Annotated in this window: 13 protein-coding genes and 1 tRNA gene; 6 read left to right on the top strand and 8 right to left on the bottom strand. The window is 45.8% G+C overall.

Annotation, left to right across the window (positions count from 1 at the left end; genetic code table 11):
- Positions 1 to 114: 114 nt before the first annotated feature.
- From AC1DXC_RS06320 to AC1DXC_RS06300, 5 genes are all read left to right on the top strand, one after another.
- Positions 115 to 375 (top strand): DUF3276 family protein, encoded by a 261-nt coding sequence (locus tag AC1DXC_RS06320; protein ID WP_477458294.1) that lies wholly within the window; start codon positions 115 to 117, stop codon positions 373 to 375.
- A 2-nt stretch (positions 376 to 377) separates the two neighbouring features.
- Positions 378 to 1,052, top strand: a complete 675-nt coding sequence (locus AC1DXC_RS06315) for a UPF0758 domain-containing protein (protein WP_477458293.1) — start codon at positions 378 to 380, stop codon at positions 1,050 to 1,052.
- Positions 1,042 to 1,209, top strand: a complete 168-nt coding sequence (locus AC1DXC_RS06310) for a hypothetical protein (RefSeq protein WP_477458292.1) — start codon at positions 1,042 to 1,044, stop codon at positions 1,207 to 1,209. Before AC1DXC_RS06315 ends, AC1DXC_RS06310 begins: the two co-directional genes overlap by 11 nt.
- Before the next feature lie 264 nt (positions 1,210 to 1,473).
- Positions 1,474 to 1,860 (top strand): single-stranded DNA-binding protein, encoded by a 387-nt coding sequence (locus tag AC1DXC_RS06305; protein ID WP_477458291.1) that lies wholly within the window; start codon positions 1,474 to 1,476, stop codon positions 1,858 to 1,860.
- A 59-nt stretch (positions 1,861 to 1,919) separates the two neighbouring features.
- Positions 1,920 to 2,987, top strand: a complete 1,068-nt coding sequence (locus AC1DXC_RS06300) for a DUF932 domain-containing protein (RefSeq protein ID WP_477458367.1) — start codon at positions 1,920 to 1,922, stop codon at positions 2,985 to 2,987.
- Between the two features lie 270 nt (positions 2,988 to 3,257).
- On the opposite strand, the gene AC1DXC_RS06295 is transcribed toward AC1DXC_RS06300, so the two are convergent.
- Together AC1DXC_RS06295 and AC1DXC_RS06290 are read right to left on the bottom strand one after the other, a co-directional pair.
- Positions 3,258 to 4,481, bottom strand: a complete 1,224-nt coding sequence (locus AC1DXC_RS06295; RefSeq protein WP_477458290.1) for a site-specific integrase — start codon at positions 4,479 to 4,481, stop codon at positions 3,258 to 3,260.
- Between the two features lie 307 nt (positions 4,482 to 4,788).
- A tRNA-Pro gene (locus AC1DXC_RS06290) sits at positions 4,789 to 4,862 on the bottom strand.
- A 357-nt stretch (positions 4,863 to 5,219) separates the two neighbouring features.
- Here AC1DXC_RS06290 and AC1DXC_RS06285 point away from each other — a divergent pair.
- Positions 5,220 to 9,455, top strand: a complete 4,236-nt coding sequence (locus tag AC1DXC_RS06285; protein ID WP_477458289.1) for a hybrid sensor histidine kinase/response regulator — start codon at positions 5,220 to 5,222, stop codon at positions 9,453 to 9,455.
- 48 nt (positions 9,456 to 9,503) lie between these two features.
- Here AC1DXC_RS06285 and AC1DXC_RS06280 read toward each other — a convergent pair whose 3' ends face one another.
- The 6 genes from AC1DXC_RS06280 to AC1DXC_RS06255 form a co-directional block, all read right to left on the bottom strand.
- The gene (locus AC1DXC_RS06280) at positions 9,504 to 10,037 is read right to left on the bottom strand and encodes a DinB family protein (RefSeq protein ID WP_477458288.1); all 534 of its coding nucleotides are present in this window, start codon (positions 10,035 to 10,037) and stop codon (positions 9,504 to 9,506) included.
- A gap of 339 nt (positions 10,038 to 10,376) precedes the next feature.
- A complete protein-coding gene (locus tag AC1DXC_RS06275; protein WP_477458287.1) occupies positions 10,377 to 11,330 on the bottom strand; it encodes a D-2-hydroxyacid dehydrogenase in 954 nt (317 codons plus the stop codon).
- A gap of 82 nt (positions 11,331 to 11,412) precedes the next feature.
- The gene (serC, locus tag AC1DXC_RS06270) at positions 11,413 to 12,480 is read right to left on the bottom strand and encodes a 3-phosphoserine/phosphohydroxythreonine transaminase (protein WP_477458286.1); all 1,068 of its coding nucleotides are present in this window, start codon (positions 12,478 to 12,480) and stop codon (positions 11,413 to 11,415) included.
- A gap of 148 nt (positions 12,481 to 12,628) precedes the next feature.
- The gene (gene rpe / locus AC1DXC_RS06265) at positions 12,629 to 13,285 is read right to left on the bottom strand and encodes a ribulose-phosphate 3-epimerase (protein WP_477458285.1); all 657 of its coding nucleotides are present in this window, start codon (positions 13,283 to 13,285) and stop codon (positions 12,629 to 12,631) included.
- An 88-nt stretch (positions 13,286 to 13,373) separates the two neighbouring features.
- A complete protein-coding gene (locus AC1DXC_RS06260) occupies positions 13,374 to 14,657 on the bottom strand; it encodes a glycosyltransferase (RefSeq protein WP_477458284.1) in 1,284 nt (427 codons plus the stop codon).
- Positions 14,658 to 14,723: 66 nt separating this feature from the next.
- Positions 14,724 to 15,380, bottom strand: coding sequence for a 3-oxoacid CoA-transferase subunit B (locus tag AC1DXC_RS06255; RefSeq protein ID WP_477458283.1), 657 nt, complete (start codon positions 15,378 to 15,380; stop codon positions 14,724 to 14,726).
- Positions 15,381 to 15,423: the final 43 nt, after the last annotated feature.

The raw sequence follows: 15,423 nt of genomic DNA, 5'->3' as shown, positions 1-15,423 counted from the left end.
TCGGGGAAAATATTTTAGTGGTAGATAAGAAACGATTAGAAACGTTTGTACTCGTTTAAATCCCTTTTTAAACGCAAATCGCCCTGCAACTTTGTCGAAACAAACAGAAAGAAAATGGAAAACAAAAAAACAATGTTTGCCAACGTCCTGGATACAGAGAGATTTGGCAACGATACGAGCCAGTATTTTTTCGACATCAAAAAAGCAAAAAATATGAACAATTACCTCCAGATTACTAACCGGCAACAAAACGGGAACCACACGTACAAACGTACCCACATCATCTTGTTCGAGGACGACCTTGCCTTCTTTGTAGAAGCCTTGACCATGCTGCTCACCAGGCATGCAACCGGAAACCATGGCATCAGCTGTTAATTATGGAAACGGAAGTAACCAACATCAAGGACCTGCCAGTAGCTGACCGTCCAAGAGAACGGTTGCTCAAATTTGGCGCAAACACAATGCCCAATGCCGAATTGATTGCAATCATCCTCGGTTCAGGATCAAAAACATTTCCGCTGGCCGCTATTTGCAAGTCATTAATGGATCACCTGGGCAATAACCTGTTTAATCTCCGCAACTTGAACGTCAAAGATATTTCCAAGGTCAATGGCATCGGCGAAGTGAAAGCCATAACCCTGTTAGCAGCGCTCGAACTAGGCAAGCGAAGTTTACGACCCGGCCAACCAGTGTGCCTTGCAGACGACGAATCAATCGAACAATTTATATCGCGCTACTTTACCACTGATAAGTCGCTTCAATACCATTTGATCATGCTCAATAACAGAGATGAATTATTAGCCACGAGCGAACTTGCTACGAATAAGGGCGGGCTTCCCGACATAACCTCGCTGATGAGAATGACGCTCGACGCAGGCGCAGCCGTAATACTACTTTGCCGTAATAACTTGAAATTACCAGCCCTATTTTACAACCAGGAAAAAGCATTTATCATTCAATTAGACGCGGCAGCAAGCATGTTCAAAATAAAGTTCAGAGGCTTATTGGTCATCGATAAGGCGAAGCTTAGTAAGCAAACTGGTGAACTATAAAATTTTGCCGTTGCCCGCCTGGCGGCGCGCCGGGCTTTCCGTTATATCTGCTGCGCAGGATGCCACTCTAATCCCTAACGGTGCCGATGGCATTTTTGCTTTGCTGCAAAAGCCGTTCGGCCTACAAATTAGAATCATCAGGTATTCTACCCGATGATTTACGGAAAGTAACGGTTGAAAAGGTTCTTTTCAAGAAAACCGGACAAAAGACGCGTCCAATTTCGTGGCGGCTTGCTGTACGAACGCATAATGTCCTTCGCTTTGCTGCGGCCACCCTCCGGGACTTATAGTTCTCCCCTCCCGCCTGTGCCACGCATTTCTGGACTTTCTTTTTTACCGTTTTTTCTTTGAAAAATAACTAAGGGCAAGCGGGCGAAAGGGAAAAGCAAAACAATTTATTAATTCATTAAATACTTAATTTATGTTATTCTCAGGAAGATTGACCGCCGATGCAGTGGTCAGGAATGTCAAAGGCGACAGGAAAGTAACTGGTTTCACAGTGGCGATAAACGACCGTTTTAAAACCAAAGACGGTGAAAAGAAGGAAATTACCACCTATGTGGAATGCTCGTATTGGGTGAACCCAGGTTTGGCAGAATACCTTAAAAAAGGGGTTATCGTCGAAATCTTCGGGCGTGTCGAGGCAAGGGCATGGAAGAAACAGGATGGCGAAGCGATGGCGAACCTGGCCTGTAATGTCGGCACCATTAAATTGCTTGGTAAATCTGCAAACAATAATCTTGAAAGGCAGGACACCAAATCAACAGTAAAATCAACAGGCGCAGACGACGACGACCTGCCATTTTAATTAAACGATTTCACAACCTGACGGTACCCGCTATGGGTGCCGTCATCAAAAAATATAACATGGCACACCATCTTAATTACAACGAGCAAACAGAAAAGCATAGCTTCTTTAGCGTTAAGGAAAGAGCATGGCACGGGTTGGGCCAGATTGTAGATAAATACCCGACCAGTGCAGAGGCAATTAGATACGCAGGGCTTAATTATGAAGTTGAAAAACGCCCGCTGTTTACCAACAACTTAAACAATGATTTGTCAGAAATCGATACCGGGCTGGCTATCCCGAAAATGGGGGTACCTGGATATTTCGCTACTGTACGAAATGATAACAACGCAGTATTGGGCGTAGTAGGAAAAGACTACGAAGTCGTGCAAAACGTTGACGCCTTTACGTTTTTCGACGCTATTGTCGGCGGTGTCGATGGTATTCAATACGAGACCGCCGGTGCTTTGGGTAAAGGTGAGCGTATTTTCATAACCGCAAAATTACCGGGCTATATCCGGGTAGGCAACGCTGATCTGATCGAACAATATTTGTTCCTGACCACTTCGCACGACGGTTTTGGAAGTATCACCGCAGCCTTTACGCCTATTCGTATCGTTTGCAATAACACCTTAAACGCTGCTTTAAGGAACCATACGAATGCTATAAAAATCCGCCACACCGCGAATGCCAACGACAGGCTGAAACAGGCGCATACCTTGATGGGCATCACATGCTCACTCGGCGCAGAGTTGGAAAGGATTTTCAACCATTGGGCAAAAGTCCGTATCAGCGATAAAGAGGTGAAGCAATTGGTAGAGATTGCGATGTGCCCTAATAAAGAGGTTCTAAAGAACCTGAAAGACGGCGCAATCGACAACCTGTCTGCAACCTATAAAAATATGGTAGACAGCGTTATGAAGTACAGCCAGTCCAGCCCGACACAGCAAATGCAAACCACAGCCGGGACGATATTCGGCGCATACAATGCCATAACAGGTTATTTTCAGAACGTCCGCAAGTACAGGGACGAAGAAGCCAAATTCAAATCCATCATGGACGGCACAGGCAAGCAACGTGCGCAGGTCGCTTTTGACCTTTGCCAAAATTTTGTCCTTTACGGTGCAGATGCCCTGACACTCAATTAATGCAAACAGGGGGAGAAATCCCCCTGTTTAAAAAGAGCTATGAAAACCGTCAAAATTAAACTTTACGGGTTTTCCGAATTAGATGAGAGGGCAAGGGAAAAACGCTCAGCGTATTAAATATACCGCGCCGGGCAACCACTTTCTTCGCCTGCTCCGAAACAGATTGCCCGGTAGACAAGGCTTGAAAAATGCCTACCATCTCAACCCAGCTGTCAAATCATCTCCAAGCTACCATAGCCTTCTTTTGCTTTACGGATGTGCTGCAAATGGCTACCCACTCAGTTTTTGATTTAACAACGCCATATCTTCACTTACTTTCTTTTCAATCACTTTCGCATACACTTGCGTAGAACGCATAGTAGTATGCCCAAGCAATTTGCTCACCGTTTCCATTGGTACCCCGTTTAGTAAAGTTACTGTTGTCGCAAAAGTGTGCCGTGCAATGTGAAAAGTCAACACTTTGGTAATATCGCAACGCTCCGCCAACTCTTTCAGATAACTATTCATTTTCTGATTAGTAATCACAGGGAAGATCGTGCCATTAGCCTTAGCACGTACATTGGCTTTATAACGGTCCATGATTGCTTTGGCCTGGTCCAAAAGCGGAACATTTACCGGAACGGTGGTTTTTTGACGGGATGTTTTTATCCAAAGGTTGCCGTCCACCCCTTTGACAATATGTTCAGGCGTCAGATTCGATACGTCGACGTAAGCCAGGCCAGTGTAGCAGCAAAAAACAAAAATGTCCCTGACTCCACTTAAGCGTGGAAGAGTCAATTGCTTTTTTTCCAGCGCGGCTAATTCATCAGCGGTGAGAAATTCTTTCTCTATATGGTTAAACTTCAGCTGGAATTTCTCGAACGGGTCACGATGTATCCATTCCAGCCTATATGCCAAATTAATCATCTTGCGAAACCGTTCCAGGTGTTTCATAATACCGTTATTAGTTAGCGGCTTTTGATGGTCTACTGGTTCGCGCCTACGGAGGAAGGTTTCAAAGTCCTGAATAAATTTATAATTGAGTTCTGAGAGGAAATATGTCTTTCTCTTATGATTTGTTTTGACAAACTCTTCCACATACTTTTGCGTAGTATAATAGTTTTTCATAGTCCCATCAGCAAGCACCCCAACTGACATTTCATTATGGTAAGCCGCAATGTCTGCCAGGGTATGTTCGTCGCTACCTGTTCGTAAAAAGGCCCCTTTAACCGATTCTACGGTGATTACCTTTCTTTGCAGCTGCAAGTCCTTATAGCAATCCGTAATAGCCTGCCTAACCTGTTCCAGGTAGGCGTTTATCTTTTTGCCTTCTGCAGTACTATTTTTTCCCATTCCTTTCTTCAAATCCCAGCATTTAATGCTGATCCTCTCCTGGAGGGCCATTAATGACTTTTCACCGTTCACCGTAATACCTACGTAAATTGGGGCGCTGCCTCCCTTTTCTTTGTCTGCTCTTAGGTTAAAATATATCCCAAAACTGTTTGTTGTTTTCATATCATTTGATTTTAATTGAGTTTCATTTAATTTTTAGGTGTGTTAAACTGACTCAAAAAGGGCGCAAAACGATGTAAAAACAAGCAAAATCAAGCATTTTTGAATGCTTGTAATATGCTGTATAACAGTTAATTACATCACTTTCGCATACCTCAAAACTAAAAATAATTTTTAGGTGTGCGGTTTGGTAGCAAACAGGTTGAGAAACTATGCGTTTTTTTGATGATTTGAGGGAGGGCTATAAAGCACAAAACCCTGTAAATCAGATGATTTACAGGGTTTTGATTCTTTTTGGTATCGCTTTCTGTCGGGATGGCAGGATTCGAACCTGCGGCCTCCACATCCCAAATGTGGCGCGATACCGGGCTACGCTACATCCCGTCCCTGATTGGGTGTGCAAAAGTAGGATTTTAAATCAAGTTACAAAACTTTTTTTGAAAGAATTTACAGCTGATATCCTAACAAATTCATTTGCAAAAACTTAGCTCAAATATTTTTTTTCGATTAGGGCATTAGCGGTAAAAGCACTCAAAATAGTATAAATGTACTATTGCCAGGCCCGGGCTTGTTATGTTCGCCCCTATCCAATCCCTAAAAAACCAACCCGCGTGCACCGTTCGTGCAGATGTACACGCTTGTTGTCGTTGTTGTATCGTTAGCGTTAAATTGAAATAAAAGGCATTTATTGAACTTTTAAACAAATTTTGCGTATAATTAAACTCTCCCTCAATCACACGAATGCGCATAAAACGTTTAGTAGCCTTGTTAGCCCTCATATACACGCACATAGCACCCGCTCCTGCGCAAAACCTTGGCCAAAAGCTTACTAATGTTTACAGCTCTAACAGCATCTCGCAAAACTCTATCCAATGCATTTACCAGGATAGTTACGGTTTTATATGGTTTGGCACGCAGGATGGGCTTAATAAGTACGATGGCTACAAATTCACGGTTTATAAGCACGCTGCCGGCAACCCTAAAAGCCTTGCTGCAAACAATATTTTGTCGGTTTGCGAAGATGCTGAACGCAATATATGGGTAGCAACCCGTATTGGCGGCCTTAGCAAATACGATAGGCTTAACGATTGGTTCATCAATTACAAGTATGATGCCGCCAATAAAGGCAGCATTAGCACCAACAACATCACCTGCGTATATAAAGACAGCAAACAACGTATATGGGCCGGCACGCCCGAGGGCCTTAACTTGTACGTTGCCAAAACCAACCAATTTAAACGATATTACCATGTGGCCGGGAATGCAAACAGCCTACCGAGCCAGAATGTATTCGTAGTTTTTGAAGACAGCCATGGCAGGCTGTGGGTGGGTACAGATGGCGGACTAAGCCTGTTCAACAGCCATGATGGTACCTTCAGGAATTTTTTGCACAATAGCCGGAATAAAACAAGCATAGGCAACAATATCATCAACTCCATTACCGAAGATGAACACCACAACCTGTGGGTTGCTACCAACGAGGGCCTCAACCTTTACCATAACGCAGATTCGACCTTCAGCACCTACGATAACGATGCCGACGAACACACCATAAACGGCAAAAACCCTATCTATGCCATCGCGGCAGACCAACATGGCAAGGTTTGGGTGGGCACCAATACTACCCTGCAATTATTCGATGTGGAGAAAAAGGCCTTTGTAGATATCAACCAGCCCACTACGGAGGCCAACAATATGCCCGATGATGGCATCTATTCGTTGCTGATAGATAAGCAGAACACCCTATGGATAGGCACCAGCAGCGTTGGCATATTAAAATACGATAAAAACATCAATATTTTCCCTGCCTACAAATCATCGGGCTCCAATAATCCTTCGGTAGGCAATATCATCAGGGGCATTGCAGCAGATAAGCAAAACAACCTGTACATGGCAACAGATGCCGGACTCCATTATTTCGACCGCGCAACCAGCAAATACACGCAATACAGCCACAACAACGCGGCAAGCAAAACCATTTCCACCAACTATACCTCATGTATACTCATCAATAGGGCTAACACGTCGGTTTGGGTGGGTACCTACAGCGTTGGGCTGGATCGTTTCGACCTTAAAACCAAAACTTTCAAAAACTACAGCATCGGCACAAACCCCGGCAACATGAACAGCCCGGGAATATACGCAATGCTGGAGGATAGGAAAGGGAACATCTGGGTTGGCACGGACCATGGCGGAGTAAACGTGTTCGACCCGAAGACGGAGATCTTTAAAAAAATCATCAACGACCCGAAAAACGCAAACTCCCTTGCCGACCCCACCATCGAAGCCTTATATGAAGATAAGGCGGGCGATATTTGGATGGGTGGGTATTCTAACGGTATATCCGTTTACACGCCCGCAACGGGCAAATTTAGGCACATCAACAGCGGCAACAGCGACCTTAACAGCAATATCATCAGCTACTTTTATGAGGATAGCAAGGGGCATATGTGGATAGGCACTATGGACGGAGGCCTTAATTGCTACGATTACCGCACCAGGCAGATACAAAATTACACTGAGGCGGATGGTTTGGCCAGCAACACTATCAATTACATAGCCGAGGATGGGGCGGGCAACTTATGGCTAAGCAGCCTAAAGGGTGTAACGCGTTTCAATCCTGCGAATAAGACGACCAAGAATTTCGGCGAGCATAACGGCCTCAAAAGCCTCGAGTTCAACTTCGGGAGCGGAACCAAACTGGCTGATGGGCAAATTGCCATGGGTGGCATCAATGGGTTCGTTATTATCGATCCTCGCAAGCTCAATTTCAACCGCAACAAACCTACGGTTGTGCTCAGCGGCTTTGAGCTATTCAATAAACCGGTGCAAATACATGCGGCAGGTTCGCCTATAAAGCAAAGCATTCTTACTGCAAAGGAGGCAATATTGTCGTATTCGCAGTCGGTTTTCACCATCGAATTTTCGGCGCTCGATTATACCATTCCGCAGCGGAACCTGTATGCCTATAAATTGGATGGCTTCGACACCGAATGGCGGCAGGTAGAAAACACCCGCAACGCAACCTACACTAACCTGGATCCGGGCACCTACACTTTCATGGTAAAAGCCGCCAATAACGATGGGGTTTGGAACGATACGCCCACCACGCTTAAAATAGTGATATCGCCCCCCTTTTGGATGACCTGGTGGTTTCGTACAGCAACCGTAACGGTATTTTTAGCCTTGATATACATTGGTTACATTTTGAGGTTCAACTTCATGCAAAAGCAAAAACTGAGGCTGGAGATGCTCGTTAATGATCGTACGGAGCAATTGAGCGAGCAATCGGGACACCTTCAAGCCCTTAACCACGAATTGCAGGTACAGGCTAATGAGCTACAAGCCCAGTCGGAAGAGATGCTGGCACAGTCTGAAGAATTGTACAGGCAAAAAGTACAGGCAGAAAAAGCACACGAAGAGGCCGACAAAGCCAACATGGCCAAAAGCACCTTTTTAGCTACCATGAGCCATGAGATACGCACACCCATGAATGGTGTGCTGGGCATGGCCACGCTGTTATCAGAAACCAATCTGGATAGCGAACAGCGCGAGTATAACGATGCAATACTGAACAGTGGAGAATCGTTACTTACGGTAATCAACGATATCCTTGATTTCTCTAAAATAGAATCAGGTCACCTTGACCTTGACGATCACGATTTTGAATTGCGCAAATGTATCGAAGATATCTTTGAGCTTTTCGCCTCTAAAACCGCGCAGATTGGGTTGGATCTGGTTTACCATATTGCAGAAGACGTGCCCGCCTACATCAACTGCGATAGCACTCGGTTACGCCAGGTATTGATAAACCTTATAGGCAATGCCATTAAATTCACACACAAGGGCGAGGTATATGTAGACATTACCGCTACGGCGCTGGATAAGGACGCCTACCAGGTTAAATTTGCGGTGAAGGACACCGGCATAGGTATTGCTCAGGAACACTTTGATCACCTGTTTAAGCCATTTAACCAGGTAGACTCATCCATCACCCGCAAATATGGCGGCAGCGGGCTTGGCCTTGTGATCAGCGAGCGCCTGGTGAAGCTGATGGGAGGCCACATAAAGGCCGAAAGCAAGCAAGGCCATGGCAGTACCTTTACATTTGATATACGCTGCACAAAAGCAATAGCGCGGCTTACCGAAACCGAGGACGAAAACCAAAAGGCTTGCTTTGGCAAACAGGTGCTGATTATAGACGATAACCCTACCAACCTGCGCATCCTGAAAAAACAGTTGGAAAAACTGAAAATGATTGTTATCGCTATATCATCGGGCCAGGAGGCACTGAGGATATTGAAAACCGATAATAAGATTGACCTGGTTATCACCGATATGCAAATGCCCGATATGGACGGCGTACAGCTGGCAACACTCATAAGAACCATACCGGGCACACAACCCATCGTTTTGCTAAGCTCAATAGGCAACGAAAGCAAGAAACTGCACCCCACACTTTTCAACGCCGTACTCACCAAGCCGGTAAAACAGCAGGTTTTGTTTGATGTGGTACAGTCCGAATTAAGGAAAGATACCCTGCAGCTGGTAGAGAAAAAGAAAAACCTGTTATCGGAAAGCTTCGCGCTCGATTATCCATTCAGGATGCTGATTGCAGAAGATAACCTTATGAACCAGAAACTGATTATCAGGATATTGAATAAGCTGGGCTATCAGCCCGATTTGGCGAATGATGGCGAGGAGGTAATGGCCCTGATGAGCAAGAAATATTACGATATTATATTGATGGATGTGCAAATGCCTAATATCGACGGGCTGGAAGCAACCCGCCTCATCCGCAAGATATACGGCCTAAAAACCATGATAATGGCTATGACAGCCAACGCACTTACGGAAGACCGCGACAACTGCTTCAAAGCAGGTATGGATGGCTACATCTCCAAGCCCTTAAACGTGGAGTTGCTGATACAAACTTTAAAAGACCTTTACAACAAAGCGAATCATATCAAAGCCTGAAGGCAAGGTTAGCAGATTGGGGGTACGCGCTTGGCGCAGTCGGCCAGGCTACATCTTCAAATATTTATCTTTTATTAAAAAATAATGGTGCATTTCGTGCCCGGCTATGTGGTAGGCCAGTGCACGCACGGTAGCGTCGTTAAAGGTACCCGTGCCATGCCCCATCCTATCGAAGGCTTCCACAGGCAGGCCGTTGAATAGCGCAATAGTTGCCTGGCGCACAGCCTCGTACTCATCGAAGATATTGTCAAGCTCGCGCTTATCAGCCCCCGAATATTTTGCGTAGCTATCCTGGTCGAAACCGATAAGGTTTTGCTGTTCATTACGGGCGAAACGCAGGGCCCGGTAAGCAAAGATGCGCTCATCATCAATAATATGAACCAACGTTTCTTTGATGCTCCATTTGCCGGGTGCGTAGCGGTACAGCAAGTGTTCCGGAGGCAGCGAGTATATCAGGTCCTTCACGCGGTAAAAGTTGTTCTGCAGGTATTTCAGCACCATCCCATCGGTTGGTATCAGCTTCATATACATTTCGGCATAAGACGGGTATTCGCCGGGTTTGGGTGGCGGGATGATTCTCATTGGCATGTAGTAGGTTATTGCAAGTTACGCAAATGAGGGGGAAGCTTCACAAAAGAATGGAAAATTAAAAACTGTGGTCATTCGAACAAAAGGTACGAGGGAGAACTATCTCTTGAACGAAGTGAAAAGTTCTTGTCGGATATGCAATTGCACAATGCAATGAAAACTTGCTTAATCGCCGGCTGTTCTTACAAAATTTTTCGCTATCGCTCAAGAGGTAGTTCCTCGCAGTCCCCCTGCGCAAACCCAGCACTGGCCGCTCGACAAGATTGGGTTCGGTCGTAACAAAAACGCCCCTTGCTTTTGACAAGAGGCGTTGAAAACTATTAAAACGGCTTGTTACTTGTTAAAATGCCCGATAATCAAGCTTGCAAGCTCTACACCAATGCGCTCCTGCGCTTCGTTGGTAGCCGCTCCGATGTGCGGAGTAAGCGAAATTTTTGGATGGGCTAAAACCTCTACACGAGGGTTTGGTTCGTTATCAAATACATCTAATGCTGCGTATGATACCTGACCACTGTTCAATGCTTCAATCAATGCCAATTCATCAATTAAACCACCGCGTGAGATATTGATCAGTTTAACGCCTTTTTTCATCTGCGCCAGTTCTTCGGCACCAATAAGGGCTTTATCAATAAATGGTGTATGCAGGGTAATGAAGTCGGCTGTTTTGATGATTTCATCGAGGGTTGATGTTTTAACAGTTACGTTAACCTTGGTGCCGCCGGTACCCAAAACAATCTCCACTTCGGGGTTGAAAGGGAAAAGATCGTAAGCAATAACATCCATACCAATGCCGATAGCAATTTTTGCCACCTCGCGGCCTATGCGGCCAAAGCCTACAATACCCAGTGTTTTGCCACGCAATTCAATACCTTTAGCATAAGCCTTTTTTAGGTCGTTGAATTTAGCACCACCTTCAACAGGCATTTTGCGGTTGCTATCGTGCAAAAAGCGTACACCTGTAAACAATTGCGCAACTACTAATTCGGCAACAGACAAAGATGAAGATGCAGGTGTATTGTAAACGCCGATACCTTTTTCTTTAGCGTATTCCACGTCGATGTTGTCAACGCCTACGCCACCGCGGCCAATCAGTTTAAGATTAGGGCAGTCATCTATAAGGGCTTTACGCACTTTAGTGGCACTGCGCACGGTAATCGCATCAAACTCCTGTAAACGAACAGGCAGTTCATCCTGCGGGATGTTGTTGGTCTCAACAAAAAAGCCCGCGTCTTCTAACATTTTTTTGCCTATCGGGTCGATGCCGTCATTGGCTAGTATTTTGATCATGGTTTTATATCATTGGGTCATTGAGTCATTGAGTCATTGCCATCAAAAATGACCCAATGACTCAATGATTAATGACAGTTCGTTATTTATTCTTTTCAGCAAACTCTTGCATAGCGTCTATCAACACGTAAACGCTGGTGATAGGCAATGCGTTATAAATAGATGCGCGGAAACCGCCTACGCTGCGGTGACCTTTTAAGCCAACGATGCCTTTTTCGTCGCAAAGTTTCAGGAAAGGTTTTTCGTGCTCGGGGTTAGCAGCAACAAAGCAAACGTTCATATGCGAGCGGTCTTCTGTAGCTGCAACAGCTTTAAAGAACGGGTTGCGGTCTATTTCTTCGTAAAGTACGCGTGCTTTGGCATCGTTCTCTTTTTCTATGGCTTCTACACCGCCTTTAGCTTTCAACCAGTTCAGGGTCAACATCGATACGTAGATAGCGAAGCATGGCGGCGTGTTGTACATCGAGCCACCCTCTATCTGTACTTGGTAGTTAAACATAGCCGGTATTTTGCGGCCGGTTTTGCCCAATAGGTCATCTTTAACAATTACCAAAGTAACACCGGCAGGGCCCATGTTTTTTTGCGCGCCGGCGTATATCACACCAAAATCGGCAACGTTTACCTTACGGCTGAAAATATCCGACGACATATCGCAAACTACCGGTATAGGCGATTTAGGGAACTGCTTCAACTGTGTACCGTAGATGGTATTGTTTGAGGTAATGTGGAAGTAAGCTGCATCGGCAGGTATTTCGTAATCTTTAGGGATGTAGGTAAAGTTGCTTTCTTTTGAGGTTGCAACTACCTGTACCTCGCCAAAAAACTTGGCTTCTTTTAGCGCCTTGTTTGCCCAAACGCCCGTTTCCAGGTAGGCTGCCTTGCCACCTTCGGGCAGCAGGTTGTAGGGTGCCAAAGCAAACTGCGTGCTGGCACCGCCCTGTAAAAACAATACCGAATACCCTGCAGGAACCTCGAAAAGCTCTTTTACCAGCTTAACAGCTTCGTCCAACACAGCTTCGAACTCCGACGATCGGTGCGAAATTTCGAGCAAAGACAAACCTGTACCGTTAAAATCAATAACTGCTGCTGCAGCCTGTTTTAACACTTCGTGTGGTAATATGCCGGGGCCGGCACCGAAATTGTGTTTCATATTATGAGTTTAATTTATGCTGATGTTTGATTATCAACTTTGTAATTTGAAGTGCCGAAGTTAATAATTCCTACAAAGCCTGTAGACATTTTTTATAATTTTTAGAAATAGTTGACATAAGACAAGTTGGGCAGGCAAATGTTACGCATTAAATGCCAGCCTGTTTAAGCTTAGCAATTGCTTCTGCCTGGTCAACTGCCGAAAACACCGAATTGCCGGCTACCAGCACATTAGCGCCCGCTTTAAGTAATTTGGCGGCATTCGTGATATCTACTCCCCCATCAACCTCAATCAGCAATTTGGGGTTGCAGTATTGGCTCAGCTCTTTTACTTCGGCTATTTTGGTATAGCTATGCTGGATAAACTTCTGCGCGCCAAAGCCCGGATTTACACTCATCACCAGCACCATATCCAACTGGGCAATAATATCTTTTAGCAGCATAACGGGCGTATGCGGGTTTATGGCTACCGATGCCTTGCAGCCCAGCTCTTTAATGGCCTGCACGGTGCGGTGCAAATGCGGGCAGGCTTCGTAATGTACGGTAATGCTATACGCGCCTTCCTCTGCGAAAGCCTTAAGGTAGCGATCCGGGTCTACAATCATCAGGTGCACGTCGATAGGCTTCGTAGCATATTTTTTCACCGTCTTTAACAAGGGGAAGCCAAACGAGATATTGGGCACAAACATGCCGTCCATAACATCGAAATGCATCCAGTCGGCCTGGCTGTTGTTCATCATCTCAACATCGCGCTGCAGGTTGCCAAAATCGGCAGCCAAAATGGAAGGAGCTATCAAATGGTTCATGCGGTAAAGATAAAGGGAATGTTTGGTGTTGTAAAGTTGGAAGATTGAAGAAGTTGTTGAAAGGCTGGAATGTTTTAAGGTTAAAAAGTTAAGACCGCTGGTTTTGGCGGGTACTATTAAAGTAATCCTCTATCGCATTTAGCGCGGTGTTGAGTCCGTTTTCCTGGTTGATGGCCTCTCCTGTTTCGGTGGCATTGTGTTTCATCTCTTCCGACTGGCTCTGCATGATAGCCTTGATCAATTTATCTGCCGTCAATTGTTTGAAAGGGATATGGAAACCAAGTTTTTTCTTTTGGATGATATCGCCCCACCACACCTGGTCGCCAAATACGGAGGAGATGATTACCGGGATTTTTGCTTTTAAAACGGCTGCTAATGTGCCCGCCCCGCCATGTATTACGGCTGCTTTGCATTGCGGCAGCAGCCATTGGTGGTTGATTTTATCCACCACGAATAAGTTAGGGTGGCTTTGTAGTTTGGGTATTTGCGACCAGCCCTTGCAAAACAAAATGCGCAGGTTTGTGGATTGGGTTATCTCCTGCAATATCGCCGTTATCTTATCCACATCGGGCACGGGCATGCTGCCGAAACCAATATATACAGGCTTCTCCGGGTGTTGAAGCCAATCCTCCAATCCGGCTGGCAGTGTTTCGGCTTTATTGGCTTCCCTGATTTTGGGTGGCAGGGTAAGGAAACCTGTAATACGGGTGTTACTGTTCCAGTCGGCAGGTTGGCGTATCAGTTGCGGGCTGAATGCATAAAGGTCCAGGTGATTCGCTGCCGCGTCGTTTTTCATATCGGCCGGCGTTACGGCTGCCAAACCGAGCGAGGCCCGGAATTTATTCAGGTCGTCCTTATTGAATTGCCAGTACAATTTGCCAAGCAGCCAGTACGTAAACCGGTTATAAGGCGCCCAATTGATGAACGCCAGCCCCGCAAACGGAAATTCTTTTGTTGGTGCCGATGGCGGGTTCAGCTGTACCAGGCCCCATTTTTTACCAAGCTTTTCGGCAATGGTGCGTACCCATATCACCGCCAATACGCTCGATATTAAAACATCAGCTTTAGCACAACCGGATAACATATCGCGGTTTACGATAGGCTGTATCTCACGGCCGGCCTTTTGCATATACTTTAGGATAGCCACGATGTTGCCGGTTTTTAACACCCGCTGCCCTTCTTCGGATTGAAGGATCGCCTCCGCATCGCCGTGGAGGGGGTAAAAATCAACGCCATAGCTTTCTATGAAATCTTTAAAATTTTCAGGGGCCAATAATGTAACGGTATGCCCCCTGCCTATCAGCCCCAAAGCCAGTGCGATATAGGGCTGTACATCGCCCCTGGTGCCGTAGGTACATATTGCGTAGTGCATTGTTGCGGTTGTTGAAAGGTTTTAAGGTTGGAACGCTGTAAAGTTATGGCGACGGGGCGTTTTCACTTATAGCACCATCTCCGGTATCTCGCCGTCAATCACCAATTTCCCCGCGGTAGCTTTAATAATGTCTTCCACGCTTACGCCGGGGGCTCTTTCGAGCAGTTTAAAGCCGCCTTCGGGCAAAACATCAAGCACAGCCAGTTCGGTTACTATTTTTTTCACGCAGTTTACGCCGGTTAAGGGCAGGGTGCAGTTTGGTAATAATTTCGATTCGCCTGCTTTGTTTACATGCTGCATGGCCACGATGATATTTTCGGCCGATGCTACAAGGTCCATAGCGCCGCCCATGCCTTTCACCATTTTGCCGGGAATTTTCCAGTTGGCAATGTCGCCGTTTTCGGATACTTCCATCGCACCCAATATGGTTAGATTTACCTTTTTGGAGCGTATCATACCAAAGCTCATCGCCGAATCGAACACAGCAGAGCCGGGCAGCATGGTAATGGTTTGTTTGCCGGCGTTGATTACATCCGGGTCCTCCTCGCCTTCCCAGGGGAATGGCCCCATGCCCAGCAACCCGTTTTCCGACTGCAGTACCACGTCAATATTCTCCGGGATGTAATTGGCCACCAGCGTAGGTATGCCAATGCCCAGGTTTACGTAGTAACCGTCTTTTATTTCTTTTGCAATGCGTTTCGCTATTCCTGTTTTATCTAACATGATTATATTCTTAATCACGTCATTGCGAGGCTCGAGGCAATCC

Source organism: Mucilaginibacter sp. P2_D11 (genome assembly GCF_056404435.1).
This window is presented reverse-complemented; position numbering and strand designations above follow the sequence as displayed.

Coding starts and splice junctions, on each gene's coding strand:
- AC1DXC_RS06320 (WP_477458294.1), top strand. CDS start 115: ATGGAAAACAAAAAAACAATGTTTGCCAACGTCCTGGATACAGAGAGA.
- AC1DXC_RS06315 (WP_477458293.1), top strand. CDS start 378: ATGGAAACGGAAGTAACCAACATCAAGGACCTGCCAGTAGCTGACCGT.
- AC1DXC_RS06305 (WP_477458291.1), top strand. CDS start 1,474: ATGTTATTCTCAGGAAGATTGACCGCCGATGCAGTGGTCAGGAATGTC.
- AC1DXC_RS06300 (WP_477458367.1), top strand. CDS start 1,920: ATGGCACACCATCTTAATTACAACGAGCAAACAGAAAAGCATAGCTTC.
- AC1DXC_RS06295 (WP_477458290.1), bottom strand. CDS start 4,481: ATGAAAACAACAAACAGTTTTGGGATATATTTTAACCTAAGAGCAGAC.
- AC1DXC_RS06285 (WP_477458289.1), top strand. CDS start 5,220: ATGCGCATAAAACGTTTAGTAGCCTTGTTAGCCCTCATATACACGCAC.
- AC1DXC_RS06280 (WP_477458288.1), bottom strand. CDS start 10,037: ATGAGAATCATCCCGCCACCCAAACCCGGCGAATACCCGTCTTATGCC.
- AC1DXC_RS06275 (WP_477458287.1), bottom strand. CDS start 11,330: ATGATCAAAATACTAGCCAATGACGGCATCGACCCGATAGGCAAAAAA.
- serC (WP_477458286.1), bottom strand. CDS start 12,480: ATGAAACACAATTTCGGTGCCGGCCCCGGCATATTACCACACGAAGTG.
- rpe (WP_477458285.1), bottom strand. CDS start 13,285: ATGAACCATTTGATAGCTCCTTCCATTTTGGCTGCCGATTTTGGCAAC.
- AC1DXC_RS06260 (WP_477458284.1), bottom strand. CDS start 14,657: ATGCACTACGCAATATGTACCTACGGCACCAGGGGCGATGTACAGCCC.
- AC1DXC_RS06255 (WP_477458283.1), bottom strand. CDS start 15,380: ATGTTAGATAAAACAGGAATAGCGAAACGCATTGCAAAAGAAATAAAA.